The 22,570-nt window shown below is 66.9% G+C and carries 20 protein-coding genes; 9 read left to right on the top strand and 11 right to left on the bottom strand.

What is annotated here, in order from left to right; genetic code table 11:
• Positions 1–5: 5 nt before the first annotated feature.
• From OTER_RS18190 to OTER_RS18175, 4 genes are all read right to left on the bottom strand, one after another.
• Entirely contained in the window at positions 6–998 is a 993-nt protein-coding gene (locus OTER_RS18190; protein WP_012376407.1) for a beta-ketoacyl-ACP synthase III, read from the bottom strand.
• Between the two features lie 35 nt (positions 999–1,033).
• On the bottom strand, positions 1,034–2,086 hold the full coding sequence (gene plsX / locus OTER_RS18185) for a phosphate acyltransferase PlsX (RefSeq protein WP_012376406.1): 1,053 nt from the start codon (positions 2,084–2,086) through the stop codon (positions 1,034–1,036).
• A 35-nt stretch (positions 2,087–2,121) separates the two neighbouring features.
• A complete protein-coding gene (gene rpmF, locus OTER_RS18180) occupies positions 2,122–2,301 on the bottom strand; it encodes a 50S ribosomal protein L32 (RefSeq protein ID WP_012376405.1) in 180 nt (59 codons plus the stop codon).
• Positions 2,302–2,529: 228 nt separating this feature from the next.
• Positions 2,530–3,549: an undecaprenyl-diphosphate phosphatase gene (locus OTER_RS18175; RefSeq protein ID WP_012376404.1), complete on the bottom strand. Its 1,020-nt coding sequence runs from the start codon at positions 3,547–3,549 to the stop codon at positions 2,530–2,532.
• Positions 3,550–3,788: 239 nt separating this feature from the next.
• Here OTER_RS18175 and trpD point away from each other — a divergent pair, with 239 nt between their 5' ends.
• The 3 genes from trpD to OTER_RS18160 all read left to right on the top strand — a co-directional run bounded on the left by trpD (position 3,789) and on the right by OTER_RS18160 (position 7,283).
• A complete protein-coding gene (gene trpD / locus OTER_RS18170; RefSeq protein ID WP_012376403.1) occupies positions 3,789–4,835 on the top strand; it encodes an anthranilate phosphoribosyltransferase in 1,047 nt (348 codons plus the stop codon).
• A gap of 249 nt (positions 4,836–5,084) precedes the next feature.
• Positions 5,085–6,488, top strand: a complete 1,404-nt coding sequence (locus OTER_RS18165) for a phosphohexomutase domain-containing protein (protein ID WP_012376402.1) — start codon at positions 5,085–5,087, stop codon at positions 6,486–6,488.
• A gap of 150 nt (positions 6,489–6,638) precedes the next feature.
• Positions 6,639–7,283 (top strand): hypothetical protein, encoded by a 645-nt coding sequence (locus OTER_RS18160; RefSeq protein ID WP_012376401.1) that lies wholly within the window; start codon positions 6,639–6,641, stop codon positions 7,281–7,283.
• Between the two features lie 212 nt (positions 7,284–7,495).
• Here OTER_RS18160 and OTER_RS24415 read toward each other — a convergent pair whose 3' ends face one another.
• The 4 genes from OTER_RS24415 to OTER_RS18135 form a co-directional block, all read right to left on the bottom strand.
• On the bottom strand, positions 7,496–8,131 hold the full coding sequence (locus OTER_RS24415; protein ID WP_012376400.1) for a coiled-coil domain-containing protein: 636 nt from the start codon (positions 8,129–8,131) through the stop codon (positions 7,496–7,498).
• 36 nt (positions 8,132–8,167) lie between these two features.
• The gene (locus OTER_RS18145) at positions 8,168–9,109 is read right to left on the bottom strand and encodes a hypothetical protein (protein ID WP_012376399.1); all 942 of its coding nucleotides are present in this window, start codon (positions 9,107–9,109) and stop codon (positions 8,168–8,170) included.
• Positions 9,093–9,989, bottom strand: coding sequence for a ParA family protein (locus OTER_RS18140; protein WP_012376398.1), 897 nt, complete (start codon positions 9,987–9,989; stop codon positions 9,093–9,095). The genes OTER_RS18145 and OTER_RS18140 overlap by 17 nt, the downstream gene beginning before the upstream one ends.
• A 319-nt stretch (positions 9,990–10,308) precedes the next feature.
• Positions 10,309–11,490, bottom strand: coding sequence for a glycoside hydrolase family 18 protein (locus tag OTER_RS18135; protein WP_044891869.1), 1,182 nt, complete (start codon positions 11,488–11,490; stop codon positions 10,309–10,311).
• 89 nt (positions 11,491–11,579) lie between these two features.
• Between OTER_RS18135 and OTER_RS18130 the strand changes: the two genes are divergently transcribed.
• Entirely contained in the window at positions 11,580–12,800 is a 1,221-nt protein-coding gene (locus OTER_RS18130) for an MFS transporter (RefSeq protein WP_148218172.1), read from the top strand.
• A 76-nt stretch (positions 12,801–12,876) separates the two neighbouring features.
• Here the strand turns inward: OTER_RS18130 and OTER_RS18125 are convergent, their stop codons facing one another.
• On the bottom strand, positions 12,877–14,571 hold the full coding sequence (locus OTER_RS18125; RefSeq protein ID WP_012376395.1) for an ABC transporter permease: 1,695 nt from the start codon (positions 14,569–14,571) through the stop codon (positions 12,877–12,879).
• Positions 14,572–14,754: 183 nt separating this feature from the next.
• On the opposite strand from OTER_RS18125, the gene OTER_RS18120 reads away from it, so the two are divergent.
• Complete coding sequence (locus OTER_RS18120; protein WP_012376394.1) at positions 14,755–15,534, top strand: transporter; 780 nt, start codon at positions 14,755–14,757, stop codon at positions 15,532–15,534.
• Positions 15,535–15,546: 12 nt separating this feature from the next.
• Here the strand turns inward: OTER_RS18120 and OTER_RS18115 are convergent, their stop codons facing one another.
• Complete coding sequence (locus OTER_RS18115) at positions 15,547–16,215, bottom strand: metal-dependent transcriptional regulator (RefSeq protein ID WP_012376393.1); 669 nt, start codon at positions 16,213–16,215, stop codon at positions 15,547–15,549.
• An 86-nt stretch (positions 16,216–16,301) separates the two neighbouring features.
• Here OTER_RS18115 and OTER_RS18110 point away from each other — a divergent pair, with 86 nt between their 5' ends.
• The 3 genes from OTER_RS18110 to OTER_RS18100 all read left to right on the top strand — a co-directional run bounded on the left by OTER_RS18110 (position 16,302) and on the right by OTER_RS18100 (position 20,081).
• The gene (locus OTER_RS18110; RefSeq protein WP_012376392.1) at positions 16,302–17,693 is read left to right on the top strand and encodes an Nramp family divalent metal transporter; all 1,392 of its coding nucleotides are present in this window, start codon (positions 16,302–16,304) and stop codon (positions 17,691–17,693) included.
• A gap of 45 nt (positions 17,694–17,738) precedes the next feature.
• Positions 17,739–18,191, top strand: coding sequence for a universal stress protein (locus OTER_RS18105; RefSeq protein WP_012376391.1), 453 nt, complete (start codon positions 17,739–17,741; stop codon positions 18,189–18,191).
• A gap of 84 nt (positions 18,192–18,275) precedes the next feature.
• Complete coding sequence (locus tag OTER_RS18100) at positions 18,276–20,081, top strand: adenine deaminase (RefSeq protein ID WP_012376390.1); 1,806 nt, start codon at positions 18,276–18,278, stop codon at positions 20,079–20,081.
• A gap of 98 nt (positions 20,082–20,179) precedes the next feature.
• Here the strand turns inward: OTER_RS18100 and OTER_RS18095 are convergent, their stop codons facing one another.
• Positions 20,180–21,517, bottom strand: a complete 1,338-nt coding sequence (locus tag OTER_RS18095; RefSeq protein WP_012376389.1) for an NCS2 family permease — start codon at positions 21,515–21,517, stop codon at positions 20,180–20,182.
• A 108-nt stretch (positions 21,518–21,625) separates the two neighbouring features.
• Here OTER_RS18095 and OTER_RS18090 point away from each other — a divergent pair, with 108 nt between their 5' ends.
• Positions 21,626–22,498 carry an amidohydrolase family protein gene (locus tag OTER_RS18090; protein ID WP_012376388.1) on the top strand — a complete coding sequence of 291 codons (873 nt, stop codon included), beginning with the start codon at positions 21,626–21,628 and terminating at the stop codon, positions 22,496–22,498.
• Positions 22,499–22,570 lie beyond the last annotated feature (72 nt).

Raw genomic sequence — 22,570 nt, 5'->3', positions numbered from 1 at the left:
AGGAATTACCAGCGAATCAGCGCGCTTGCGTAGGTCAAGCCCGCCCCAAACGCGACGAGCAAAGTGAGGTCACCCGGCTTGATCCGGCCGCTGCGACGAGCCTCGTCGAGGGCGATCGGAATGGAGGCCGCGGAGGTGTTGCCATAACGGTCCACGTTGACGAAGAACCGCTCCATCGGGAGCTCCAGATATTGGGAAATGGCCTCGATGATACGCATGTTCGCCTGATGCGGGATCACGAGGGCAATCTGATCCGCCGTGACATGCTGTTGTTCCAGAATATCCCGCGCGGCTTCGTCCATCACGCGCACCGCGAGTTTGAAGACCTCCTTGCCCTTCATCCGGATGAAGTGGCCGTTGGTCTCGACGTCTTCCGGCGCATCGCCTTTCCCGTGGCTGCCGTGGGTCATGTAAAGCAACTCGGTGTTCTCCCCGAGCGAACCGAGCTTGGTGCCGAGCAGGCCGAGGCCCGCCTGGTCGCTGCGTCCGAGCACCGCGGCGCCGGCGCCGTCGCCGAACAGCACGCAGGTGGTGCGGTCGGACCAGTCGAGCACGGACGAGAGCCGCTCCACGCCGATCACGAGCGCGTGGCGATAGCGACCGCTCGCCAGCATCGCACAACCGACGTCGAGCGAGTAGAGGAAGCCGGAGCACGCCGCGTTGAGGTCGAAGCAAGCGACGTCGGTGCGCAGCCCGAGCTTGTGCTGGACGACGCACGCGGCCGACGGCATCGGCAGGTCGGGCGTGACCGTCGCGACAATCAGGAGATCGATATCGGCCGGCGCCACCTTCGCGTCGGCGAGCGCCGCCTGCGCGGCTTGCACGGCCATGTCGGAACAGGCCTCGCCCGGCGCCGCGATCCGGCGTTCGCGAATCCCGGTCCGCGTGCGGATCCATTCGTCGGAGGTGTCGACCGTCCGCGAAAGCTCATCGTTGGTGAGGACCCGGGCCGGCGCATAGGCGCCCGTGCCCAGAATCACGGTGGAGGCGTTAGCCATGATAGAGGCTGGAGCCGCGGCGGCTGCGGGGGCGGTCAGGCCACCGGCACGGCGAGAAGATCGTTGGCGCGAGCGATGTCGGCCTCGATGCGCTGGTTCATGTCAGCGCGAATGATTTGGCTGGCGGCGTGAATCGCGCTCTTGATCGCGCGGCGATTCGACGAGCCGTGGGCTTTGAGAATGTTGCCGCGGAGCCCAAGCAACGGCGCTCCGCCGTAGCGCTCGGGATTGATCCGCTCGCGCAGCGCATTGAACGCGCCCTTGGACATCAGCGCGCCGACCGCGCGCACCGGGTTCGCCTGCAGCTCCTCGCGCAACATGCCGGAGAAGAACTTCACGAGCGACTCCCAGCTCTTGATCATGATGTTGCCGACGAAGCCGTCGCACACGACCACGTCGACGTGTTCGGCAAAAACGTGGAAGCCCTCGATCGGGCCGGCGTAGTTGATCAAATCGGTGGTGCGGCGCAGCAGCTCGTTGGTCTCGGTGATGAGCGCGTTGCCCTTGCCCTCCTCGGTGCCGATGGTCATCAGCCCGACGCGCGGTCGGGCGATGCCCAGCATCACGCGACAATAGTGACTGCCGAGAATGGCGTTGTGGACCAGGTGCTCGGGCTTGGCGTCCGGATTGGCGCCGGCATCGATCAGGACAAAATGGCCATTCTGCCGCGGAACGACGGCGGCGAGGGCGGGGCGGGCGACGCCCTCCATGGTGCGGAGCCGCAAAGTGCCGGCGGCCATCAGCGCGCCGGTGTTGCCGCAGCTGACGACGACGCTCGCCTGACCGTCCTTCACGAGCTCGATGGCCCGGACCATGGACGAATCCTTTTTGCGCTTCAGCGCCATCAGCGGCTTGTCGTCCATCGTGACGACCTCGGACGCGTGATGGATGGTCAGCTGCTCGGGCCGGCGGCGCACGCGCGCGAGCAGCGGCTCGAGCACGGCGCGATCGCCGACGAGCGTGATCGGGTTTAAACCCGGGTACTGGCGCAAAGCCAGGCGAACAGCCTCAACGACCTCAGCCGGACCGAGATCGCCGCCCATGGCATCGACCGCGATACGCCCGGTTTGGCCGGATGTGGTGCCCATTTCGTGGACAGCGGTCCGGAGGAACTGGGCGAGGCTCAGACCTCGACGTTCAGCACTTGGCGACCGCGATACATGCCATTCTTCGGATTCACGCGGTGCGGACGGAAGGCACTGCCATCGGTCGGATCTTTGGCGAACTCGGGAGCGATGAAAGCGTTAGCGGCGCGGCGGTTGGCGCTGCGGCGTTTGGACTGCTTGCGTTTCGGATTGGCCATGTGAGTAAAGTGAAAAGATACACGCCGCGCGGCGGCGGGAGCCGCTTTGCGTCAGGTGAAGGGGTCGGAGTAAAGAGCCGCGGTTTTGCGCGTCAAGCGCCATCCTTGCCGCATCCCCGGCGGGCCGGGGCGCCGTCTGCAAAGGTGGAGCCCGGCGTCTCCGCCGGGCTGGGGCCGGAGGGGGGGGACCCGGCCTTCCAAAAACCCGCCGGAGACGGCATCCGCCGGCTACAACCAGCCGACGGCGGCGAGGATTCCGAGCCCGGCGGCCAGCGCGAGGCGGTAGTAGGCGAAGATCGCCATCCCGTGGCGGGAGAGCCAGCCGACCAGAAACTTGACGGCGAGCGCGGCGGTGATCGCCGCCACGACGCAGCCGAACAAGACGTGCGGCCAGCCAAAGATCATGATCATCGCCTCGCCGGTTTTCAGGCTTTTATAGACGGTCGCGGCGCTGAGCGTGACAAACCCGAGCAGGAAGCTGAACTCGGCCGACCGGCGGGGATCCAATCCGGCGAGATAGCCGCCGATGATCGTCATCATCGAGCGACTCGTGCCCGGCCAGAGCGAGACGCATTGGAGCAGCCCGATCCGGAACGCGGCGCCCATCGAGAGATCGGTCGGGAACTCAGGATGGCGGGCCGTGGTGGCAACGCGACGACGGCGGTAGCGTTCGGCCCAGAGAATCAGTCCCGCGCCGGCCACCTGAGCGGCGATCACCGCCTCGAGCGAAAAAAGATGGGTGTCGATCCAGTCGTGCACCAGAAAGCCCACGATCGCCGCCGGCAGGAAAGCGAGCAGGACATTGCGCAACAGCCGCAGGCCGGCGGGATCACGACCGAGCAGTCCGAGCAGCATCGCGACGAGTTGTCGCCAGTAGAGCATCCCGACGGCAGCGATCGCACCGAACTGAATCACCACAACGTAGGTGTCGGCGGCGAGCTTCAGCGTGAGCGGAACGCCGTCGGGGTGTTTTGCCGTGGGTGGCACGAACCAGTGCACTTCGCCGTTGGCGCGGCGCAGCGGCAGGTTCGAATCCACGCGCAACGCGCGCGCGGCGATGATCAGGTGCCCGGTCGAAGAGACCGGCAGGTATTCGGTGATGCCCTCCACCGCGCCGAGCACGGCGGCATCGGCGAGCGAGAGTTCAGCCAGCGGCCCGGCCGGCGGGGGTGCGGCTTTTTCGAGAACAGGCTGCGCCGCCGCGGAGGCAACGAGGACGGTGGCGAGGAGGAGCAGACGGATACGCACGTCGCGTTGGTTTCAAGTTTCAGAGGAAGGGGCAAACGAATTTGGCTGCTCGCCGCGAGCGCGCGTCCGCCCGCAGCGCACGTGCGGCGGCTGGTCGCAGTGGCACGGGCATCCTGCCCGTGATTTGGCGGCGCCCCACGCCGTCACGGGCGGGACGCCCGTGCCACCCCCGAAAAATTTTCGTATTGAGTCCATCGCTTGGGTGTCCGGGTTTGGTCAGCGACCATTTGCTTCGATCCATGCCGCAACTCGCTGAACTCACCACTTCCCTCGTCGCGGGCCAGAACCTCGGGCCGGCCGAAGTCGAGAGCGCGGCGCTTGCGTTGATGGAGACTGAGGAGACGGACGAGGCCAAGACTGCATTCCTGGCCGCGTTGGCGGCGAAGGGCGAAACCGCCGACGAAGTGGCGGGGTTCGCGCGGGCGTTTCTGGCGCGAGCGGTGAATCCCGGCGTGGAAAAGTGGGCGCCGCAGGCGATCGACATCGTGGGCACTGGCGGCGATCACGCGGGCGGATTCAACATCTCGAGTCTCGTCGTGCTGGTACTGGCGAGCGCAGGCGTGAAGGTGATGAAGCATGGCAACCGCGGCATCACCTCGAAATGCGGCAGCGCGGATCTGCTGGCGGGACTCGGCGTCACGCTTGACGCGCCGTTGACGAAGATCCGGCACGCGCTGGACGAGCTCGGCTTCGTGTTCTTTTTCGCGCCGGCGTATCATCCGGCGTTCCGGCACATCGCTCCCGCGCGGAAAGCGCTCGCGGCGCAGGGCAAACGCTCCGTGTTCAACATCCTTGGGCCGTTGATCAACCCCGGCCGGCCGGCGCATTCGTTGATTGGAGTGTTTTCGCAGGCGTGGGTGCCGAAGCTCGCGGCCGCGCTCGACGCCTTGGGCACGCGGGCGGGACTCGCCGTGCACGGCGTCATTGATCCGCAGCGTGGCATCGACGAACTGACCACGGCCACGCCGAATCTAGTGCGCGGCGCCGGCCGGCTGCGTGACGTGAACGCGGAATGGAACCCCGCCGACTTTGGGTTGCGGGCCTCGCCGTTTGCGGAGCTGCAGGGCGGCGACCTGGCGACGAATCTCGCGATCACCCAGGCCGTGCTGGCTGGACGCGGTCCGACCGGACTAGTCGACACCATCGCGTTCAACGCCGCCGTTTGTCTCTGGATCGTGGGCAAAACCGGCAGCGTGAAGGAGGGCGTGCCGATTGCGCGTGACCTGCTGCTTGGCGGCGCCGTGGCGGAGAAGATCAGCGCGACGCGGGAGTTTTATGCGTCGTGAGCGGAAATCCGAAATCCGAAACCCGAATCTCGAAATCCGAATGTCGAAGTCCGAAGGAAATCCGAATCGCCTAATGACTGAAATCGACAACGCGGCGGCGAGGCCCCTGGCATGCTCCGGGATCTTTGAACCCAGATATTCGAGTTTCTTTCGAATTGTCAGGCTGTCGGCCGGCGGCCTCGGTACGGATTTTGTGCTTCGGATTTCCCGCCCCTTGCGGGCCTGGTCAGCGGGAGGGCATTCGCAGCCGTGAGCCGGATTTATTTTGGCACCGACGGCGTGCGCGGGCCCTACGGTGGGCCGCTGATCAATGAAGCCTTTGCCGAACGGTTGGGCTTTGCCGTCGCCTGCTGGTCACGGCGGCGCGGAACCGCGCTGATCGGCCGGGACACGCGGGCGTCCGGCCCGGCCCTGGAAGCCGCGGTGGCGCGCGGGTTGCGCGCGGGCGGGCTCGAACCGGTGTCGCTCGGCGTGGTGCCGACGCCGGCGGTGGCGCGCAGCGTGGTGCGCGCGCAGGCGGCGCTCGGCGTCGTCATCACCGCCTCGCACAATCCGGCACGCGACAACGGCATCAAGTTTTTCGGATCCGGCGGACTCAAGCTGACGGATGCGGACGAGGCCGCGATCGAGGCGCTGCTGCCGGACTCCGCGGTGGTCGGGGCACCGGTTGCGGCGGCGAGCGAGGGCTCAAACCGCATCCTAACGGACGCGGCTGCAAAAGAGGCGGGCGCAGCCACGAAGGCGGCCGACGCGGTGAGCGTTTCATCGGCGGCGGACTACATTAAGTCGTGCCAAGCGCTGCTGCCGGAGAACGCGCTCCGCGGCTGGCGCATCGTTGTGGATACGGCGAACGGTGCGACCTGCGAAACGACGCCGGCGGTGCTGCGCGCACTCGGCGCCGAGGTGATCGGCATCGGCGCGGCGCCGGATGGGGCCAACATCAACGCGGCGGTGGGCAGCGAACATCCGCAGCGACTCGTCGCGGAGGTGCGGGCCGCCGGCGCCCGGCTCGGCATTGCGCACGACGGCGACGGCGATCGTTGTGTGCTGTGTGATGAGCACGGCGAGGTGCTCGACGGCGATGAGCTTTTGACGATCCTGGCGGTGCAGGCGCTGCGCCGCGGCACGCTGGTGAAGAAAACGCTCGTGGTTACGGTGCAGAGCAATCTCGGCGTCGATGCGGCGGTTACGGCGCTGGGCGGACGCGTGTGCCGGACCGCGGTCGGCGATCGCTATGTGATCGAGCGGATGCTGGCGGAAGGTGCCACGCTTGGCGGCGAGTCGAGCGGACATATCATTTGCGCGGAGTTGTCGCCGACCGGCGACGGGCTCGTCGCGGCGTTGAAAGCGATCGAAGTGATGCTCACCAGCAGCCAGCCGCTGTCCGCGCTGCGCCGGATGTTGCGGAAGTTCCCGCAGCTCTCAGCCGCGCTGAAAGTGCGCGAGAAGAAGCCGCTCGAAACGTTGCCTGGAGTGACGAGTGCCGTACAGGCGCTCGAGGCGGAACTCGGCGCCAGCGGTCGCGTGCTGGTGCGTTACTCCGGCACGGAGCCCAGAATCCGGCTGCTCGTCGAAGGACCGACGGAAGACGTGGTGCGGGCGGGCCTGGGTCGAATCGAAGCCGCGGTGCGCACCGAGCTCGACGTGCTGTAACGGGCGCGGCGAACACGCGGAGGGTCGCACGCGAGCAGGACGGAAGCGCCAAGCGCCTCCAGCGAGCGTGAAGCGATGCCGCCGCGCCTCCGATGTCACGGCGCAGGATCAAGGTTGACGCGGCGCGCGGCGAACGCGTTGCTTCGGCCCATGCCGGAGATCGCCGCATCAGCGTTGGACGGCCGACAGCGCACGCTCGTCGAGAACGCGCGGGTGGCGCTGGAGCGGAGAAGCTACGCTTACGCGGTCGAAGCGTGCACGCAGGTGTTGCGCGACGCGCCCGGCTGTCTCGCGGTGCGACGGTTGCTGCGCCAGGCGCAACTCGGGCAATGGCGCCAGCGGTCGCGGCTGGCGCGAGGGGCGCGCGTGCTCGTCGCGTGGCTCATTTACCTCAGTCCGGTGTCGCGCGATCCGCATCGGCGATCGCGCGGCGCAGAGCGGGTTTTGCGCTGGCACCCGAATCACGTGGGCGGCTGGTTGCAGCTTGCCGGCGCGGCGGAGGCGCTGACCTGGCCGGGAACGGTGGTGTTCGCGCTGGAGGCCGTGCGTGAGATCGCACCGGGAAATCTCGGCCACGCGCTGGCATTGGGTCGCGCGCTGTTGGCGCATGGCCAGCCGGAGCGCGCGCTCGCGCTCGCCAACGACGTGCTCGCGCAACGGCTGCTCGATCCGGGCGCGCAGGAACTGGTGCGTGCCGCGTCGGTGGCGCTGACGATGGCCCGCGGACACTGGGACCCGGCGGGGTCGTTTCGCGCGCAGTTGAGAGCGCCCGCGACCGGCGAACCGGTAGCCTAGCCCGGATATTTCATAAAATATCACCCTCCGGGCCGACTCTGTCGGGGCTAGCGGCGACAAGGTCGCTGCGCCGCCCGCGGACGGAAATTTCGAACTGAGCTTCACTCCCGTTCATGAAATTTCCGGGCTAGCGAAGCCTCACGGACGTGCGGGGGAGAAAGGTTCGCATTGCGAACATCGGTCCGGGGCGAGCGGCCGTCATCGCGGCCGGACTATTCACGCCACTCGTCGTAGGCGCGCTTCGGCGCGGGCGCCGGCTGAGTCGAGGGGCCGCTGGCGCCGAGCATGCTGGCGGCCTCTTGCAGCCGCGCCTCGCGGGCCGCGAGATCCTCCTCGCGCTGTTCGAGCGCCATTTCCTTTTCCTGCTGCTCCTGCACCTTCTGGAACAGGCGGGTTTCGCTCTCCTCCATGAATTTCTCCCGATCGCGCATCGTCTGGCGCGCTTCGCGCAGGTTGGCCTCCTGTTGATCCAGCTCGGCCTTCAGGCCGTTGAGCGCCTCGGCTTCGCGAATCGTGACGATCCCGCGTTTGTCGGGGTGGCGCAGCAATGACGAAGCGAGCAACGATTCGCGCGCATGGAGCAAGGCTTCCATTTCCGCGAGGTCCCGGTTGCGCTCGGCGAGCCGGGCTTCGGCTTCCGCGACGGCGCGCTCGCGGTCGGCGAGGGAGTTTTCGAGTCGCCGGAGCGCGCGCTCCGCGTCCGCTGAGAGTCCCGGCACCGCATCCACGCCGGCCGGCCATTCGGGCATCACCTCACTGCGATTGCGGCGCGGCAGCGCGAGCGGCGGCCGGATCGGATAGCGCGTGGGGAACGGCGGCACGGTCAGCGTCTCGGTGAGCGGTTTCATGCGGTGGGGGCGGCGGGCGCGTCGTCGGGCGGGAGGTTACAGGTGCAACCAACGGCGGAGCTTCGCGCCGAACGTCGAGTCGGGGCGAGCCGACCGCAGGTGCGGCGCGAGCAGCTGGGAGAGGTGTTCCTCGAGTCGGAGATCGCTGAGGAACGAGAATTGGCGCGGAAGGAACTTGCGATCCGCCGCCGCCTGTTCGCGCCACGAGGCGAACTCGGCGGAGAACCAAGCCAACGTGCGTGCGACCTGCTCCTCCGGCGTGGGGCTGCGGGCCGCTTGGGCGAGGGCCTCGGCCAGGTGCACGCCGGTCGAGCCGACGCGGAACGGCACGATGGTGGCGAGCGTGGCTTCATCGAAATGCGCGAGCGCGTTGAGCATGCGCCGGAGATCGCCGCCAATGATCACGCCCTGCGCCAGGCGTTGCGCGAAGACGGCGAACTCGCCGATCGTGCCGACGCTTTCGAGCCGGCACAGCTGCCGGGCCGAGTCGTCAAGGCTCGTAAGCTCGAGCGGGAAATTCTCCGGGATGCCGAGCCGCGCGAGATTGCGCAGCAGCGGATTGTCCCGGGCGGCGGACGCTTCGGTCTGCTGCACCATCTCCCCGAACGGCTGATCGAAGGCGAGCGTCTCGCGCAGGATCTGCACGAGCAGGCTGGCGGCGGCGGGCTGCCCGCGATTGGTCAGCGTCGAGACGAGCTCGTCGTAGCCGAGATCGATGTAGGCCGCGGGCGTTTCGTTGGCACCCCGGATCGGCCACTCGAGGCCGTCGAGGTTTTGCGCCAGGCTGTGGAGCGGAGTGTTGACGAGCAAGGAGGAGGCAAACGCAGTGCGAAGCTGGTCCCATTCCTTGGCGACGGTACTGGGGGTGGAGGGCGTGGTGTTCATGGCACAGACAGGAGAGGAGGCGGCCGCCGGTGCGGCGGGAGCGGAGGGCTGCGACGAGTCGATCAGCCACTGCAGGTCAGAACGTATCGGCATGATGAATGAGTTCGGTGGCCAGCTTGCGGTAGTCGCCGACGACGGTGTCGTTGTCGTTGGCGCCGGCATCGTGCGCCACGAGGTTGACGGGCAGGCCCAAGGTCACAGCGCGCCGCACGATCATCGCGTCGCGAATCTGGGCATCGAAAATTCGCGCCGTGGCGGCGACGCGGCGGGCGGACTTGAATTGGTTCAGGCGGAGCTGCATCCGCATTTTGGGCACCTCGATGTCGCTGCCCGCCTTGATGGCGTTCATGATCACGCCCTGCACCTGGGCGGCGGGCCCCATGGTGGAACGGCGGAAGCTGGCCGACAGCGCGTGAAACTTGTGCAGCTTGTCGATCAGCAGCGTGAAGCCGATGAGGCTGAGCGCGTCCGGATTCGCGGGCACGTAGATTTCGTTCGAGCAGAACACGCCGCACTGCGACGCGCGCAGGATGTTCGGCGGGCAATCGAAGAGGATGAAATCGTACCCGTGCTCGATCGCCGCCAGCTGTTCCTGGAAGAGGACGTAGGCGGGCCGCTTCGCGTCGGAGCGGTATTCGCCCTCGAGGTCGACGAGATTGAACGTGGTCGGCACGAGATCGAGTCCGGGCAGGAGCTTCTCGCCGTCCTTGTTCTCGAGCACGTCGCGGATCACGAGGTCCTTCACCTGCACGCGGCCGGGCTCGAAGATTGAATAGATGGCGCCGGTGCCGTCGGCATTGAGCTTGTTCCAGCGCTCGAGTCGCATCAGCCAAATGCTGGCGTTGGACTGCGTGTCGAAATCCAAAAGCAACACCCGCTTGCCGAGACGCGCGAGGCAGGCGGCGGTGTTGACGATCAGCGAAGTCTTGCCGACTCCGCCCTTGTAGTTGAGGAAGCTGATCTTTCGAGGCATCGAAGTGCCGGGTTGACGCTGGACGGTGCGAACCTGCTCGTATCAGCGGTGCGTTCTCCGGCGGCGGCGAGGGAGAACCGCTTCACCGATCGGGTTTTACGTTTTGTTGGTAAAAAGCTCGTAAGGCGGGCTTCCTGCCGCGTCGCGCGCTGGCGAAAAGACGCGGACCGACCTCTGCGCGCTCGGGCAGGCGAGACCGCCGCGCGGCAGGTCGGACGCGAGAGGCGCGTCACGATAGTTCGTGACGCACGGAAACCGAGCAGCGGCCGAACGCAGTGGCGTGCGGCTCGCCGCAAGCGGAGCGGATCGCTTTCCGGGCTTAGGGCGCGGCGACTGCGCCGGACGGCGCGGCGGCCAGCAACGTTGCGTGTAGCGCCTCAACGAGCACGCCGTCGGGATCGTGCGCCTGCTCCCAAAACATCACGCCGCCGAGCCGATGCTGCTTCACGTAGTTGGCTTTCGCGCGCAGCGCCGCTGGATCTTCGTAGGTGATGAAGGTGCCCGTCGTCGGATTCCACAGAAACGCCGCCTGCGCATCGGAATCCCAGTGGCGCTCGTAGCCATCGCGGCCGATGAATTCGCGCGCGAGCCGCGCGTACGACAGGTTGCCGTCGATCGGCTGCTCCGCCGGTTGCAACAACCCGTGCGCCTGCTGCCCAACACCGGTCCAGCCGCGCCCGTAAAACGCGGCGCCCACCACGATTTTCGCGGGCGGAATGCCGGCGCCGAGGTGCTGTTGGACGGCGGAATCGGTGCTTGGCGCCGTCGGTGCGTCCTTGCTCGCGAACAGGCTCGCGTGGTGTCCGGTCGTCTTCGACCACTCGCCCGTGCGGTCGTAGGTCATCACGTTGATCCAATCCAGCTCGGCATGCAGCGAGGACATCTCGGTCCGATCGAAGTAGTCGCCGTCCGAGCTCGCGATCGTGAGCAGGTAGTGATCACCGGCGGCGCGCTGGTCGGCGGCGCTCGCCGCATCGAGCGCGGTGCGGCAGGCGCGGAGCAGCAGCGTGAAGTTCTGTTTGTCCTCCGCGCGGAATTTGAGCCCGCCTGGACCGGGATGTCCCGGGTACTCCCAGTCGAGGTCGATCCCGTCGAGGTGGTGCTGCCGCATGAGATCCACGGCGGTGCGCGCGAACCGGGCGCGGGTGTCCGCGGTGAGCGCCGCGTCGGAAAAATGGTCGGCGCCCCAGCCGCCGATCGAGACGAGCACCTTCAAGCGAGGATTCACCTTCTTCAGCGCGGTGAGCGCGGCGAGATGACTGGCGGCCGAGTCGGGCGAACGGAAATACACCTCCGCCTGTTCGTTCACCAGCGCGAACGCGTAGTTCACGTGCGTGAGCTTGGCGGCGGGGATCCGGGCGAAGTCGGTGTGGCCGCTGGCGTACGCGATGAGCCGAAAAGCTTGCTCCGCGGGCGCCGAACGAGCGCACGTGCCGGCGGCGAGGGCGAGCCCGAGCAGGAGCGCGAAGACCCGGCAGGCGAGACTCGTGCGGGACCGCACTGAACGAGAGGGGCGGCAATGCATGACGCGACGATGGCAGCCGCTTTCGCATCGGCAAGACTGCCGCGATAGTTGCTGGCGCGAGCGCGGTGATCCTGTCATCGACGACGGGCATGGAAGCGAAGGACATTTCCCCGCAACGCGTCTACTGGACCGCGTTCATCGGGTTGTTTTTCGACTACTACGACCTGTATCTGTTCATCTATCTCGAGAAGACGTTCGCGACGCACTTCGCGCTGAGTGCGGCACAGAGCGATGCGCTGCAGTTTACCGGACTGGCGGGCGTGGGGGCGGGCTCGCTGCTGTTCGGTTATCTCGCGGATCGATTGGGTCGCGCGCGGATGATGCTGGCCGTGTTCGTTCTGTATGTGCTCGGCATCTCCGGAATCAGTCTGGCGTGGAGCGAAGCGAGCCTGCTGGGATTCCGGCTGGCCGCATCGCTGGCGCTCGGGGCGGAGTGGGGCATCAGTCACGCGTTCATGAGCGAGCGGGTGAGCCGGGAGCGCCGTTACCGCTACGCCGCGCTGCTGCAGTTTGCGATTCTCGGCGGGCTGCTCGCAGCGATGGCGGCGCGGTATGCCCTGCCGGTCGTCGGCTGGCGGTGGTTGTTCGCTGCGTCGATCGTGCCGGTGACGCTCCTCTCGGCGATGCGCTGGCGTTGGCTGGTGGCGGCTGACGCCGTCGTGGCGACGCGCGCCGGCGAGGCCAACGGAGCCGCGTTGCGCGTGGCGGGCGATACCGGCGGACGGCTCGGTGCGCGGGAGGCGCTGGCGTTCGCGCAGTGCTTGGGGCTCGCCAGCCTCACGATCGCCAGTGGCACCGTGAATGTTTTCTTTGCGAAAGAGCTGCCGCAGTCCGCCTGGTATACGGCGCTGTTTTGGCTCAACGTTGCGCCGGGGATGCTGCTAGGCGCGTGGGTCGTGCGGCGCGCGGGGGTCCGGCCGGCGCTGGTCATTTATGCCATCGCACTCGTGGCGCTCTCCCTTTTTGCGTGGGTGAGTGCGTGGCCCGAGCGGAAACTCGCGTTCGCCCTCGTGCTGCCGCTGTTGAACGGCATTCCGTTCGGGCTCATGGGCGCGTTTTTCAACGAGGTATTTGCGCACTACCGGACGATGCTTTCCGGCGCCGCCTACAATCTCGGCCGGATCCTCGCGGGCTTTGCACCGGTGCTCATCACGGCGCTCGGGCTGCACGCGGGCGGTCACTATTTCGTGTTTACGGCGGCGCTGGGTGTCGGCGTGTTCGTGATTGGCGTCGGATTGCGACGCACGCGTCCGCTCACGCGGGAGCGTGGGGACGATAGCAGGTAGCCGGGTTGCGGACACGGATGGCCCAGCCCGATCACGCACCAGGCCTCAACGAGCCGGGCGCGAATTGGCGACGGTGCTACACGCGGAATAACGTGCCGAGCCGCTTGCCAAGGAAGACGCTGACCGCCGCGAGCGTGACCCCGAGGAACATCATCGCCCAGACTCCGAGCGCGCTGGCGAGGAACTTGCCATCGCCGAGCAACTGGAAGAGTTCCAGAATCGCCTTCGTGATCGGATAGAACGCCTGTTTCTGCGCGAGCACGAGCGAGTCGCTGACCTCGAGCATGGCGAACGCGAACGCGAGCATGCCGCCGGCGATGAGATTGGCCGAGATCAGCGGTAGGGTGATGCGCACGACCGCGCGGGCCGGCGGCGCGCCGAGATTGCGCGCCGCCTCCTCGAGCGTGACGCTGGTTTGCTGGAATCCCGCGGCGGCGGCGCGTACCACGAAGGGCAGTCGTCGCACGGAATACGCCACGATCAGCAACAGCGTGGGATCGCGCACCGGATTGAGGAAGGAGAGCCAGCGGCCTTCCTGCGCCATGGCGAGATAACCAAAGGCGAGCACCATGCCCGGCACCGCGAGGGGCAGCATCGCAAGCGCGTCGAGCAGTTGCCGGCCGGCGAAACGCGAGCGAACGATCACGTAGGCCAGTGCGACGCCAAGACCGAGATCGATCACCGTCGCGGCGGCCGCGAACTTCAAGCTGTTGCCGATGGCGCTGACGGTGAGGTCGTGGCTCAGGGCGAGTGCGAAGTTGTCGAGCGTGAGCGCGTGGGGCAGCACCGTCGCATACCAGTCGCGGGCAAACGCCACGGCGATCACGCCAAAGTGGGGCAGCAGCGCGACGAAGACGACGCCGGCAAACACGGCGGTGCACGCGGCCGCTTGACGCGGCGGCAGCCGGCGCGGGGTGCGGGGGGCACCCGCGCGCGCCAGGCCCGCGTAAGCGCCGCGACCGAACAACCCCTTGCCGAGCGCATAGAGCGCCAGCGAAGCGGCGAGCATCACCGCGACCAGGGCGTAGGGAAACGGATTCGCGCCGAGATCCTTCAGCCCGTCGTAGATCTGCACGCTGGTTACCTGCGCGTAATCGAAGACCAGCGGCGTGCCGAGCTCGGTGAACGCCCAGATGAAGACGATCGTGCCGCCTGCGAACAGCCCCGGTCGGATCAGCGGCAGCGTGATGCGGAAGAAACGGCGCCAGCCGGCGCAGCCCAGATTCTGCGCCGCCTCGTCCAGCGTGGGATCGACGTTCGCGAGCGCGGCGGCGGCGTTCAGGTAGATGATGGGGAAGAGCGACAGTGCCTGCGCCACGACGATGCCCCAGAAGGGGCTCACCGCGAACCAGTCGAACGTCCAACCGGCGGGGCGCAGCCCGAGCGCAATCAACAGGGCATTGAACGAGCCGTATTGGCCGAAAACCTGTTTCAGTCCGATCGCGCCGACGAACGGCGGCAGGATCATCGGCACGAGCACCAGCGCGCCGAGCAGACGCTGGCCCGGGTAGAGGAAGCGGTCGCCGATCCACGCGAGGGGCAGTCCGAGCAGGACGGCGGCGGCGGTGGTGGCGGCGCCGAGCAGGACGGAGTGGCCGAGCCCGCGCAGGTAAATGGGATCGGCCAGCAGCGCGCTGAGATAGGCCAGCGTGAACCGGCCATCCGCGTTCACAAACCCGCCGCTGATGATCTGCAGGATGGGCCAGACGAGGAAGACGCCGAAGAAAACGGCGGCGATCCCGGCCACGCAACGGGAGAACGACAGCGACATCGCGGCGAGTGTCCGCGGCTCCGCCGCGCGACGGCAAGGGGGAAAGCGGCGGCAACGCTGGCGGCCGAAGCAGGGCGGCCGGGTGACGGACGGTGGCCGGTCGCGGCACGAACAACGTGCGCGCACCATTACCCGATTTGTTCTGGCAACTGGTCGGAGATTACGCCTTCACTTGCCCGCCGTATGAATCTGCTGGTGCGTCTCCGCTGGGTGATTACCGGATTGCTCCTCGGGGCATTCGCGCAGCCGCTCGCCGCGCAGGTGACGGAATCGCCGGAGACGGTCGCGCCGGGCCGGTTCCTGGTGGAAATGGACGGGCTGACACTGGCGATGGGGCGGGCGGAGGAGGCCCGCAACACCTACACGGCGACGGCGATTGCCTCGACGCTCGTGTCCACCGGGCTGACCTCGAGCGTGGATATCCAGGTCGGGTTTGATCTTTTTTACCGGTACAAGTTGAAATACCAGGGTGGCAGCGATTCGACGTCCGGGTTGGGAGACCTGTCGTTTCGCACCAAATGGACCTTCTGGCGGAATGCCGAATGGGGCGCCGCCGCCGCGATCATTCCCTATGTGAAATTGCCGACGAGCCGCGACGGACTGGGCACGGATGCGGTGGAAGGCGGGATCATTGTGCCGTGGGCGATGGATCTGGGCGCCGGCGTCACGGCCGGAGCGATGGCTTCGTGGGATCTCGTGCGCAACGACGCCGACAACGGCTACGATTCGCACTGGCTCACGAGCGCCTACATTGGACGGCCGCTGCCGTTCGGCATCACGCTTTACGGCGAGGCGTTGCTCGAGGCGAACTCGGCGAAATTCTCGGACTGGGCGGGGCAGATTGGCGGCGGCGCGCTCTGGCAGTGGAGCGAGCAGCTGCAGTTCGACTACCAGCTGCTGCGCGGGCTCAATTCGCGCGCGTCGGACTGGACGCACGTGTTCCGCGTGAACTGGGGCTGGTAGGCGCGAGCAGGGTCACTTCACCGGCTCGACCAGGATCTTGCCGGCGGCCGTGAGGCTGAGCGGGACGGGCTCGCCGGAGCCGTGCTTCAACGAAACGAGCCCGGCGGCGAGGTTGCGGTCGACCACGCGCACGGTGTTGCCCGGCAGCAAGGCGTTCTGCTCGGCGAACTGGAGGAACTCGGTGGACTGATCCGCGATGCGCACGATGCGCATGGAGCGCGGCACGACGCAGGTGGCCAGCGTGGCGTAGATCTGCGAGCGGAGCTTGCCCTGGGCGCTGGGAATCGGGTCGCCGTGGGGATCCGTGGTCGGATGGCCGAGCAGCGCGTCGAGCCGGTCGAGCACGTCTTCGGAGATCACGTGTTCCAACTGCTCCGCCTCGGAATGTACGCTCGACCAATCCATCTTCAGCACGTTGACGAGGAAGGTCTCGATGATCCGGTGCCGGCGGATGACGTCGAGCGCGAGCCGCCGGCCCGAGTCGGTCAAGCGCACGCCGGAACGCGGTTCATGTTCGACCAGCCCCTCGGCGGCGAGGGCCTTGACCATGGTCGTGACCGTGCCCGGCACGACGGCCAGCGAGGACGCGAGCGCGCCCATGGGGACGAGCTCGGCCGGATCCTCCGCCTCCGCGAGGAGCAGGATGTGCTTGAGGTAATTTTCGACCGCGACCGACGCCATGGTTTCGACATACTGCCGGCCAGCTGGCCGCGCAATCAAAAGATTTATTTTGACTAATCAAAATAAGCCCGTGAAGTGCCCGGCGCATGGATCGCATCGTGCCGCCTTCGCCCCCTGTGGTTCCACCCGTCACGCCGCCGGTGAGCGCGGACAGCGGCTGGCGGCGCAAGAGCGGACGAAGCCTGCCGGAGGCGCACGGCACGATCCCGGTGCCGGAAGGTGCGGGCTTCTGGCGCAAGCTGCTCGCCTTCTCCGGGCCGGGCTATCTCGTCGCGGTCGGCTACATGGACCCGGGCAATTGGGCGACCGACTTGGCCGGCGGCTCGCGGTTCGGCTACACGCTGCTGAGCGTGATCCTGCTCTCGAACCTGATGGCGATCCTGCTGCAGTCGCTATGTGCCAAGCTGGGGATTGTGACGGGCCGGGACCTGGCGCAGGCGTGTCGGGATCATTATTCGCGGCCCGTGTCGGCGGCGCTGTGGGTGCTCTGCGAGATCGCGATCTGCGCGTGTGACCTGGCGGAGGTGATCGGCACCGCGATCGCGTTGAACCTGCTGTTCGGACTTCCGCTGGTGTGGGGCGTGTGCCTCACCGCGCTCGACGTGCTGATGGTGCTTTGGCTGGCACACCGCGGTTTCCGATGGCTCGAAGCGCTCGTCATCTCGCTGGTGCTGCTGATCGGCGTCTGCTTCGGGCTCGAGATCCTGTTTTCGAAACCGGCGGTGCGCGACATCCTCGGCGGCTTCGTGCCGACTCTGGAGATCGTGCGCAACCCCGAGATGCTCTACATCGCGATTGGAATCCTCGGCGCCACGGTGATGCCGCATAACCTGTATCTGCACTCGTCGGTGGTGCAGACGCGGCGCTACGTGCAGACGGCCGGCGGCCGGCGGGAGGCGATCAAGTTCGCCACGATCGATTCCACCGTGGCGCTGATGTTCGCGTTGTTCATCAACGCCTCGATCCTCGTGGTGGCCGCGGCGACGTTCCACGTCCAGGGCCGGCACGAGGTGGCGGAGATTCACGAGGCTTATCAACTGCTCTCGCCGATGCTCGGCGTCGGCGCGGCCAGCGTGCTGTTCGCGGTGGCGCTGCTGGCGTCGGGGCAGAATTCGACGCTCACCGGCACCCTTGCAGGTCAGATCGTGATGGAAGGTTTCCTCAACGTGCGGCTGCGGCCGTGGCTGCGACGGTTGATCACGCGGGCGATCGCGATCGTGCCGGCCGCGATCGTGGCGGGGCTATATGGCGAGAGCGGCACGGCGCGATTGCTGGTGTTCAGCCAGGTCGTGCTGAGCCTGCAGCTGCCGTTCGCGGTGATCCCGCTGGTGATGTTCACCAGTGATCGGAAGAAGATGGGCGACTTCACGAATCCCGGCTGGATGAAAGGACTCGCGTGGGTGACGGCCGCGGTGATCGTGGTCTTGAACCTGAAGCTGCTGTTGGATTTCATCGGGCTCACCGGCGGTGCCGCCTGATGGCACCCGACCGGCGCGCGTTTTTCCCTGCAGCCCCCGCCACCCATGTATCGAAAGATCCTCGTAGCGCTCGAGAACAGCCGCGCCGACGACACGCTGGTGCCGCACATCGCACAGCTGGCGCAACAGCTCGGCTCGGAGTTGTTGCTGGTGCACGTGGCGGATGGGTTTGCCGCGCGCAACTACGAACAGCTGCATCTGGCGGAGTCCGATGAAATGCGCGCGGATCGGGCGTATCTCGAAGGCGTGGCGGAACGGCTGCGCGGCGGTGGACTGCGGGTGACGACCCAGCTCGCACTGGGCAATCCGCCGACGGAAATCCTGAAGACGGCGCTGGCGCAGCAATGCGATCTGATCGCGATGACCTCGCACGGGCACAAGCTGATCGGCGACATCTTTCTGGGCAGCACGATCGAGCGCGTGCGGCACAACACCACGGTGCCGATCCTGGTGGTGCGCGCGGGCACGGGTTCGGCGGCGCCGTTCGCCAAACCGTAACCGGGCAAGGCTGCGCCGGAGGGGAGCAGGCGCGGCGATGCGCTTTTGCTTTCGCTTTTACGGAGGCTGGATTCAATCGGTTCCATGCTGACGCGATTTTCGGTCGCCCCGCTGCACACCATGACCCGTTCGCTCGCCGCCGTGGGGAGGGGACGCGAGGCGCCCGAGCTGGTGATCACCGGCGGTCGGGTACTGTCGACCTACACCGAGCGAATGCTCGCGGACCGGGAGATTTGGATCAAAGGCGGCCGCATCGCGGCGGTGAAACCGGCCGGAACCTTCAAGGCAGCCGCCGGCGCCGGGAAAACGCGGACCACGATCTACGACGTGCGCGGCGGGATCCTCGCGCCGGGGCTCGTCGATCCGCACGTGCATATCGAGAGCAGCATGATGACAGCGTGTGCGTTCGCCGAAGCCGCGTTGCTCAACGGCACGACGACGGTGTTCTGCGACAGCCACGAGATTGGGAACGTATGCGACGTGGCGGGCGTGGAATGGATGCTGGAGGACGCGCGCCGCGCGCCGCTGTCGATTTTCCTGACGGTGCCGAGCACGGTGCCCGCGACGAACGCGCAGCTCGAGACGGCAGGAGGCGATCTCACCCCGGCCAAGATCGGCCGGATCTTCGATCGCTGGCCGGAGGCGGCGGCGCTCGGCGAAAAGATGGATTATGTGTCGGTCGCGCTGGGCGACGCGCGCAGCCACGCGATTCTGGCCGAGGCGCTGCAACGCGGGCGGCCGGTCAGCGGGCACGTCTATGGCCGGGAGTTCGTCACCGCTTACGCCGCGAGCGGGGTGACGGACACGCACGAGGCGATCGACCGCGAGATCAGCGACGATTTGCTCGACGCCGGCGTGTGGGTTTTCTTGCGGGGCGGCAATCCGCGGACGCCGTGGCATTCGCTGCCGCAGGCGATCAAGGCGATTACTGAACTGGGTGCGAATCCGAAGCGGGTCTGCGTGTGCACTGACGATCGCGATGCGGATGATCTGTTTCTGTTCGGCATGGACTGGGTGGTCCGGCAGGCGGCCGCGGCTGGGTTGAAGCGACCGACGGCCTGGAGCCTCGGTTCACTGCACCCGGCGACGCGCTACGCGAAGGACGGCGAATTTGGCGGACTCGCGCCGGCGCGGCGCGCGGATCTCGTGCTGGTCAATGACGAGCTCGAAGTGCAGAACACCTGGTACGGTGGTGAACTCGTGGTCGAGGGCCGAAAGATCACCCCGGTACTCGAGCGTGCGCTGAGCCGCCGGTATCGTTATCCCACGGCGGCGTATCGGACGGTGAAAGTGCCGAAGCGGGTGAAGCTGACGCCGGTGCTCCCGGCGCGCGAGGTGACTGCGAACGTGATCCGCGTGGTGCCGCCCGGAATCGTGACGGCGCGCGAGCAGGTGTGCCTCGCCCAGCGGGCGGACTGGACGGGGCATTTCCGGGCGCAAGGGCTGTGTTTCCTGACGGTGGTCGAGCGACATGGCCGGAACGGCGGAGTGGCGCACGGGTTGCTCAAGGATTTCGGACTGCAGGACGGCGCGGTGGCGAGCAGCGTCGGACACGACGCCCACAACATCGTGCTCGCCGGCACGAGCGAAGCCGACATGCAGATCGCATTGGCTACGGTGAAAAAGTTGCGCGGTGGCGTGTGCGCGGTGCGGCGCGGCAAGGTGCTGGCGAGCGTTGCGCTGCCGGTCGCGGGATTGTTGTCAGACCAGCGTGCCCCCGTCGTGGCGAAAGCCACCACGCAGTTGAAGCGCGCGTGGGCCAAGCTCGGCTGCACGGTGCCCTACATGGGCTTCAACCTGCTCCCGCTGTCCGTGATTCCGGACTTCCGGCTAACCGACAAAGGCCTCGTCGACGTGAAGGCGATGAAGTTGGTGAAGCTGTTCGAGTAGGTCGCGTGGCGGACGAACGTAGCCGCGCCGGTTACGGAACGGATGGCCAGGACGATCCCCGTCCGCGCGCTCATGCGCGCAAGTGCATGAGATGTCGCTTACCCTCCGAACGGCCAGATGCGGAAAAATTGGAGGAAGAACACCGCGGCTACGGCGTAGCCGACGGGCGTCATGTTCTTGGGCTGACCGGTGGTCAGCGCGAGGACGGCGGCAACGATCAGGCCCAGGCCGATGCCTTCGGCGATGCTGAACGTAAAGGGAATCGCCAGAATCGTCAGCACGGCGGGAGCGGCGATCGCAAAGTCGCGCATTTCGATTTCGGTCACCGACTGCATCATGAACACGCCGACGATCACGAGCGCGGGCGCCGTAGCGACGGCGGGCACCATCAGAATCAGGGGCGTGAAGAACAGCGCGAGCAGCATGAGCGCGGCGGTCGTCAGCGTGGTGAGTCCGGTGCGACCGCCCGCCTCGACTCCAGAGGCTGACTCGATGTAGCTGACGACCGTTGAGGTTCCAGCGAGCGCGCTGAGGAGCGTGGCGACCGAATCGGCGATCAGGGCGCGGCCGGCTTTGGGCAGCGTGCCGTCAGGGCGGAGAAAACCCGCGCGCTTCGTGACGCCAATCAACGTGCCGATGTTGTCGAACATATCCACCAGCAGCAGCGTGAGGATCAGCGGGAGCGCCACGAGGAGCGCATCGGTGCTCGCGAGAAAGTTGAAGGACAGCTTGAGCAACACCGGCGCGGGCGAGGCCGGCGCGGTGACGAGATCCGCCGGCCATCGCGTGACCGCACCGCCCTGACCGTCGGGGACGAGTAATCCGGCCAAGGTGATGATCGCGATGCTGAGCACGATCGCGCCGGGTACGCGGCGCGACACGAGAATCGCAGTGAGCACGATGCCGCCAAGGCAGAGCGCGACGGGTGGCGCGGCGAAGTCGCCATGCGAGACGAACGTGGCGGGATTCGCGACGATCACGCCTCCGTTCTTGAGTCCGATGAAAGCGATGAAGAGTCCGATGCCGCACGTGACCGCGATCTTCAGCGCGTGCGGAATCGCCGCGATGATCTTCTCGCGGACGCCGGTGACCGACAGCACGAGGAAGATCACGCCGTTGACGAACACCATGCCGAGCGCCTCCGGCCACGGCACGCCCTTCGCGAGGCAGATCGTGTAGGTGAAAAACGCGTTGATCCCCATGCCCGGCGCGAGCGCGATCGGGTAGTTGGTGAGCAGCGCCATGATCGTCGTCGCGAGCGCGGCGGTGATCGCGGTGACGGTGACGAGCGCGGGCTTGTCCATGCCCGTGGCAGAGAGGATCGCCGGGTTCACCGCCAGGATGTAGGCCATCGCCGCGAACGTCGTGAGTCCGGCCTGAAGTTCGCGGCCGAGCGTGGTGCGGTTCGCGTCGAGTTGAAAGAAGCGGTTCAGCATGGTGGCGGTTCGAGCCGGAAAAATCGTTCTCGTTCTTGGGGGCGTTCTTGTTCTCTTTGGAAGAACGAGAGCAACGAGAACGATTCGGCGAAAGAGAACGACTTCAAAATGCGAATCATCGACGCGCACGTGCATCTCTATCCCGCCGAGGCGAACCGGGATCCTGCCGGATGGGCGCGGGCGCAGGGCGAACCGGACTGGGCCGGACTCTGCACGCGTCGCCGTAAGAACGGCGGTGCCGTCCAGAGCTTTCCCTCCACCGACGAACTGCTGCGCGAAATGGATCGCGCGGGGGTGGCGCGCGCCGTGTTGCTCGGCTGGTATTGGGCAAAACCGGAGACCTGCGCCTGGCAGAATCGCTTTTATGCAGAGTGCGGGCGGGCGCATCCGGACCGGTTGTCGGCGTTCGCGACGGTGCAGCCCGGCGCGGGTCGCGCAGCGGTGCTCACGGAGCTACGTCGTGCGACCGAGGAAGGTTTGGTGGGCATCGGCGAGTTGTCGCCGCACGCGCAGGCGCACACGATGGCGGACGACGGATTCGGTGCAGTGTTGGAGTTCGCCGCCGAGCGCCGGCTACCGGTGACGTTGCACGTCACGGATCCGAACAGCCGCGATTATCCCGGGCGCGTGGAAACGCCGCTGGAAGACTTCGCCGCCCTCGCGCAGGCGCGTTCGTCGGTGAATTTCATCCTGGCGCATTGGGGCGGATTGCTGCCGCTGCGCGACGCGTCCGCGGCGCGATTGAGCAATGTTTACTATGATTCCGCCGCCTCGCCGCTGATGTACGACGACTCGATCTGGCGGCGCTTCCTTGCCGTCGTGCCGGCGGAGCGTGTGCTGTTCGGTTCGGATTTTCCGCTGAACGTGTATCCGAAGCTCGAACGCGTGCCGGGGATGGTGCGGCTGCTCGACGAAGCCAAGTCGGCGGGTGTGCCGGATACCGTGATGGGCGGCAACGTGACCCGACTGCTGGGGTTATGACGATACCGGCTAGTTTCACGTATTACGTGAAACCAGCCCGCGCCGACGGAGGCGGAGGCGAAGCGCGAAGTG

The sequence above is a fragment of the Opitutus terrae PB90-1 genome (assembly GCF_000019965.1).
In the GTDB taxonomy this organism is placed as follows: domain Bacteria; phylum Verrucomicrobiota; class Verrucomicrobiia; order Opitutales; family Opitutaceae; genus Opitutus; species Opitutus terrae.
This window is presented reverse-complemented; position numbering and strand designations above follow the sequence as displayed.

What these genes read in the sequence shown, in the direction of transcription:
- OTER_RS24415 (WP_012376400.1), bottom strand. Translation starts at nt 8,131, where the DNA reads ATGAAACCGCTCACCGAGACGCTGACCGTGCCGCCGTTCCCCACGCGC.
- rpmF (WP_012376405.1), bottom strand. Translation starts at nt 2,301, where the DNA reads ATGGCCAATCCGAAACGCAAGCAGTCCAAACGCCGCAGCGCCAACCGC.
- OTER_RS18145 (WP_012376399.1), bottom strand. Translation starts at nt 9,109, where the DNA reads ATGCCGATACGTTCTGACCTGCAGTGGCTGATCGACTCGTCGCAGCCC.
- OTER_RS18120 (WP_012376394.1), top strand. Translation starts at nt 14,755, where the DNA reads ATGAATCTGCTGGTGCGTCTCCGCTGGGTGATTACCGGATTGCTCCTC.
- trpD (WP_012376403.1), top strand. Translation starts at nt 3,789, where the DNA reads ATGCCGCAACTCGCTGAACTCACCACTTCCCTCGTCGCGGGCCAGAAC.
- OTER_RS18100 (WP_012376390.1), top strand. Translation starts at nt 18,276, where the DNA reads ATGCTGACGCGATTTTCGGTCGCCCCGCTGCACACCATGACCCGTTCG.
- OTER_RS18125 (WP_012376395.1), bottom strand. Translation starts at nt 14,571, where the DNA reads ATGTCGCTGTCGTTCTCCCGTTGCGTGGCCGGGATCGCCGCCGTTTTC.
- OTER_RS18090 (WP_012376388.1), top strand. Translation starts at nt 21,626, where the DNA reads ATGCGAATCATCGACGCGCACGTGCATCTCTATCCCGCCGAGGCGAAC.
- OTER_RS18105 (WP_012376391.1), top strand. Translation starts at nt 17,739, where the DNA reads ATGTATCGAAAGATCCTCGTAGCGCTCGAGAACAGCCGCGCCGACGAC.
- OTER_RS18190 (WP_012376407.1), bottom strand. Translation starts at nt 998, where the DNA reads ATGGCTAACGCCTCCACCGTGATTCTGGGCACGGGCGCCTATGCGCCG.
- OTER_RS18095 (WP_012376389.1), bottom strand. Translation starts at nt 21,517, where the DNA reads ATGCTGAACCGCTTCTTTCAACTCGACGCGAACCGCACCACGCTCGGC.
- plsX (WP_012376406.1), bottom strand. Translation starts at nt 2,086, where the DNA reads ATGGGCACCACATCCGGCCAAACCGGGCGTATCGCGGTCGATGCCATG.
- OTER_RS18110 (WP_012376392.1), top strand. Translation starts at nt 16,302, where the DNA reads ATGGATCGCATCGTGCCGCCTTCGCCCCCTGTGGTTCCACCCGTCACG.
- OTER_RS18140 (WP_012376398.1), bottom strand. Translation starts at nt 9,989, where the DNA reads ATGCCTCGAAAGATCAGCTTCCTCAACTACAAGGGCGGAGTCGGCAAG.
- OTER_RS18115 (WP_012376393.1), bottom strand. Translation starts at nt 16,215, where the DNA reads ATGGCGTCGGTCGCGGTCGAAAATTACCTCAAGCACATCCTGCTCCTC.
- OTER_RS18160 (WP_012376401.1), top strand. Translation starts at nt 6,639, where the DNA reads ATGCCGGAGATCGCCGCATCAGCGTTGGACGGCCGACAGCGCACGCTC.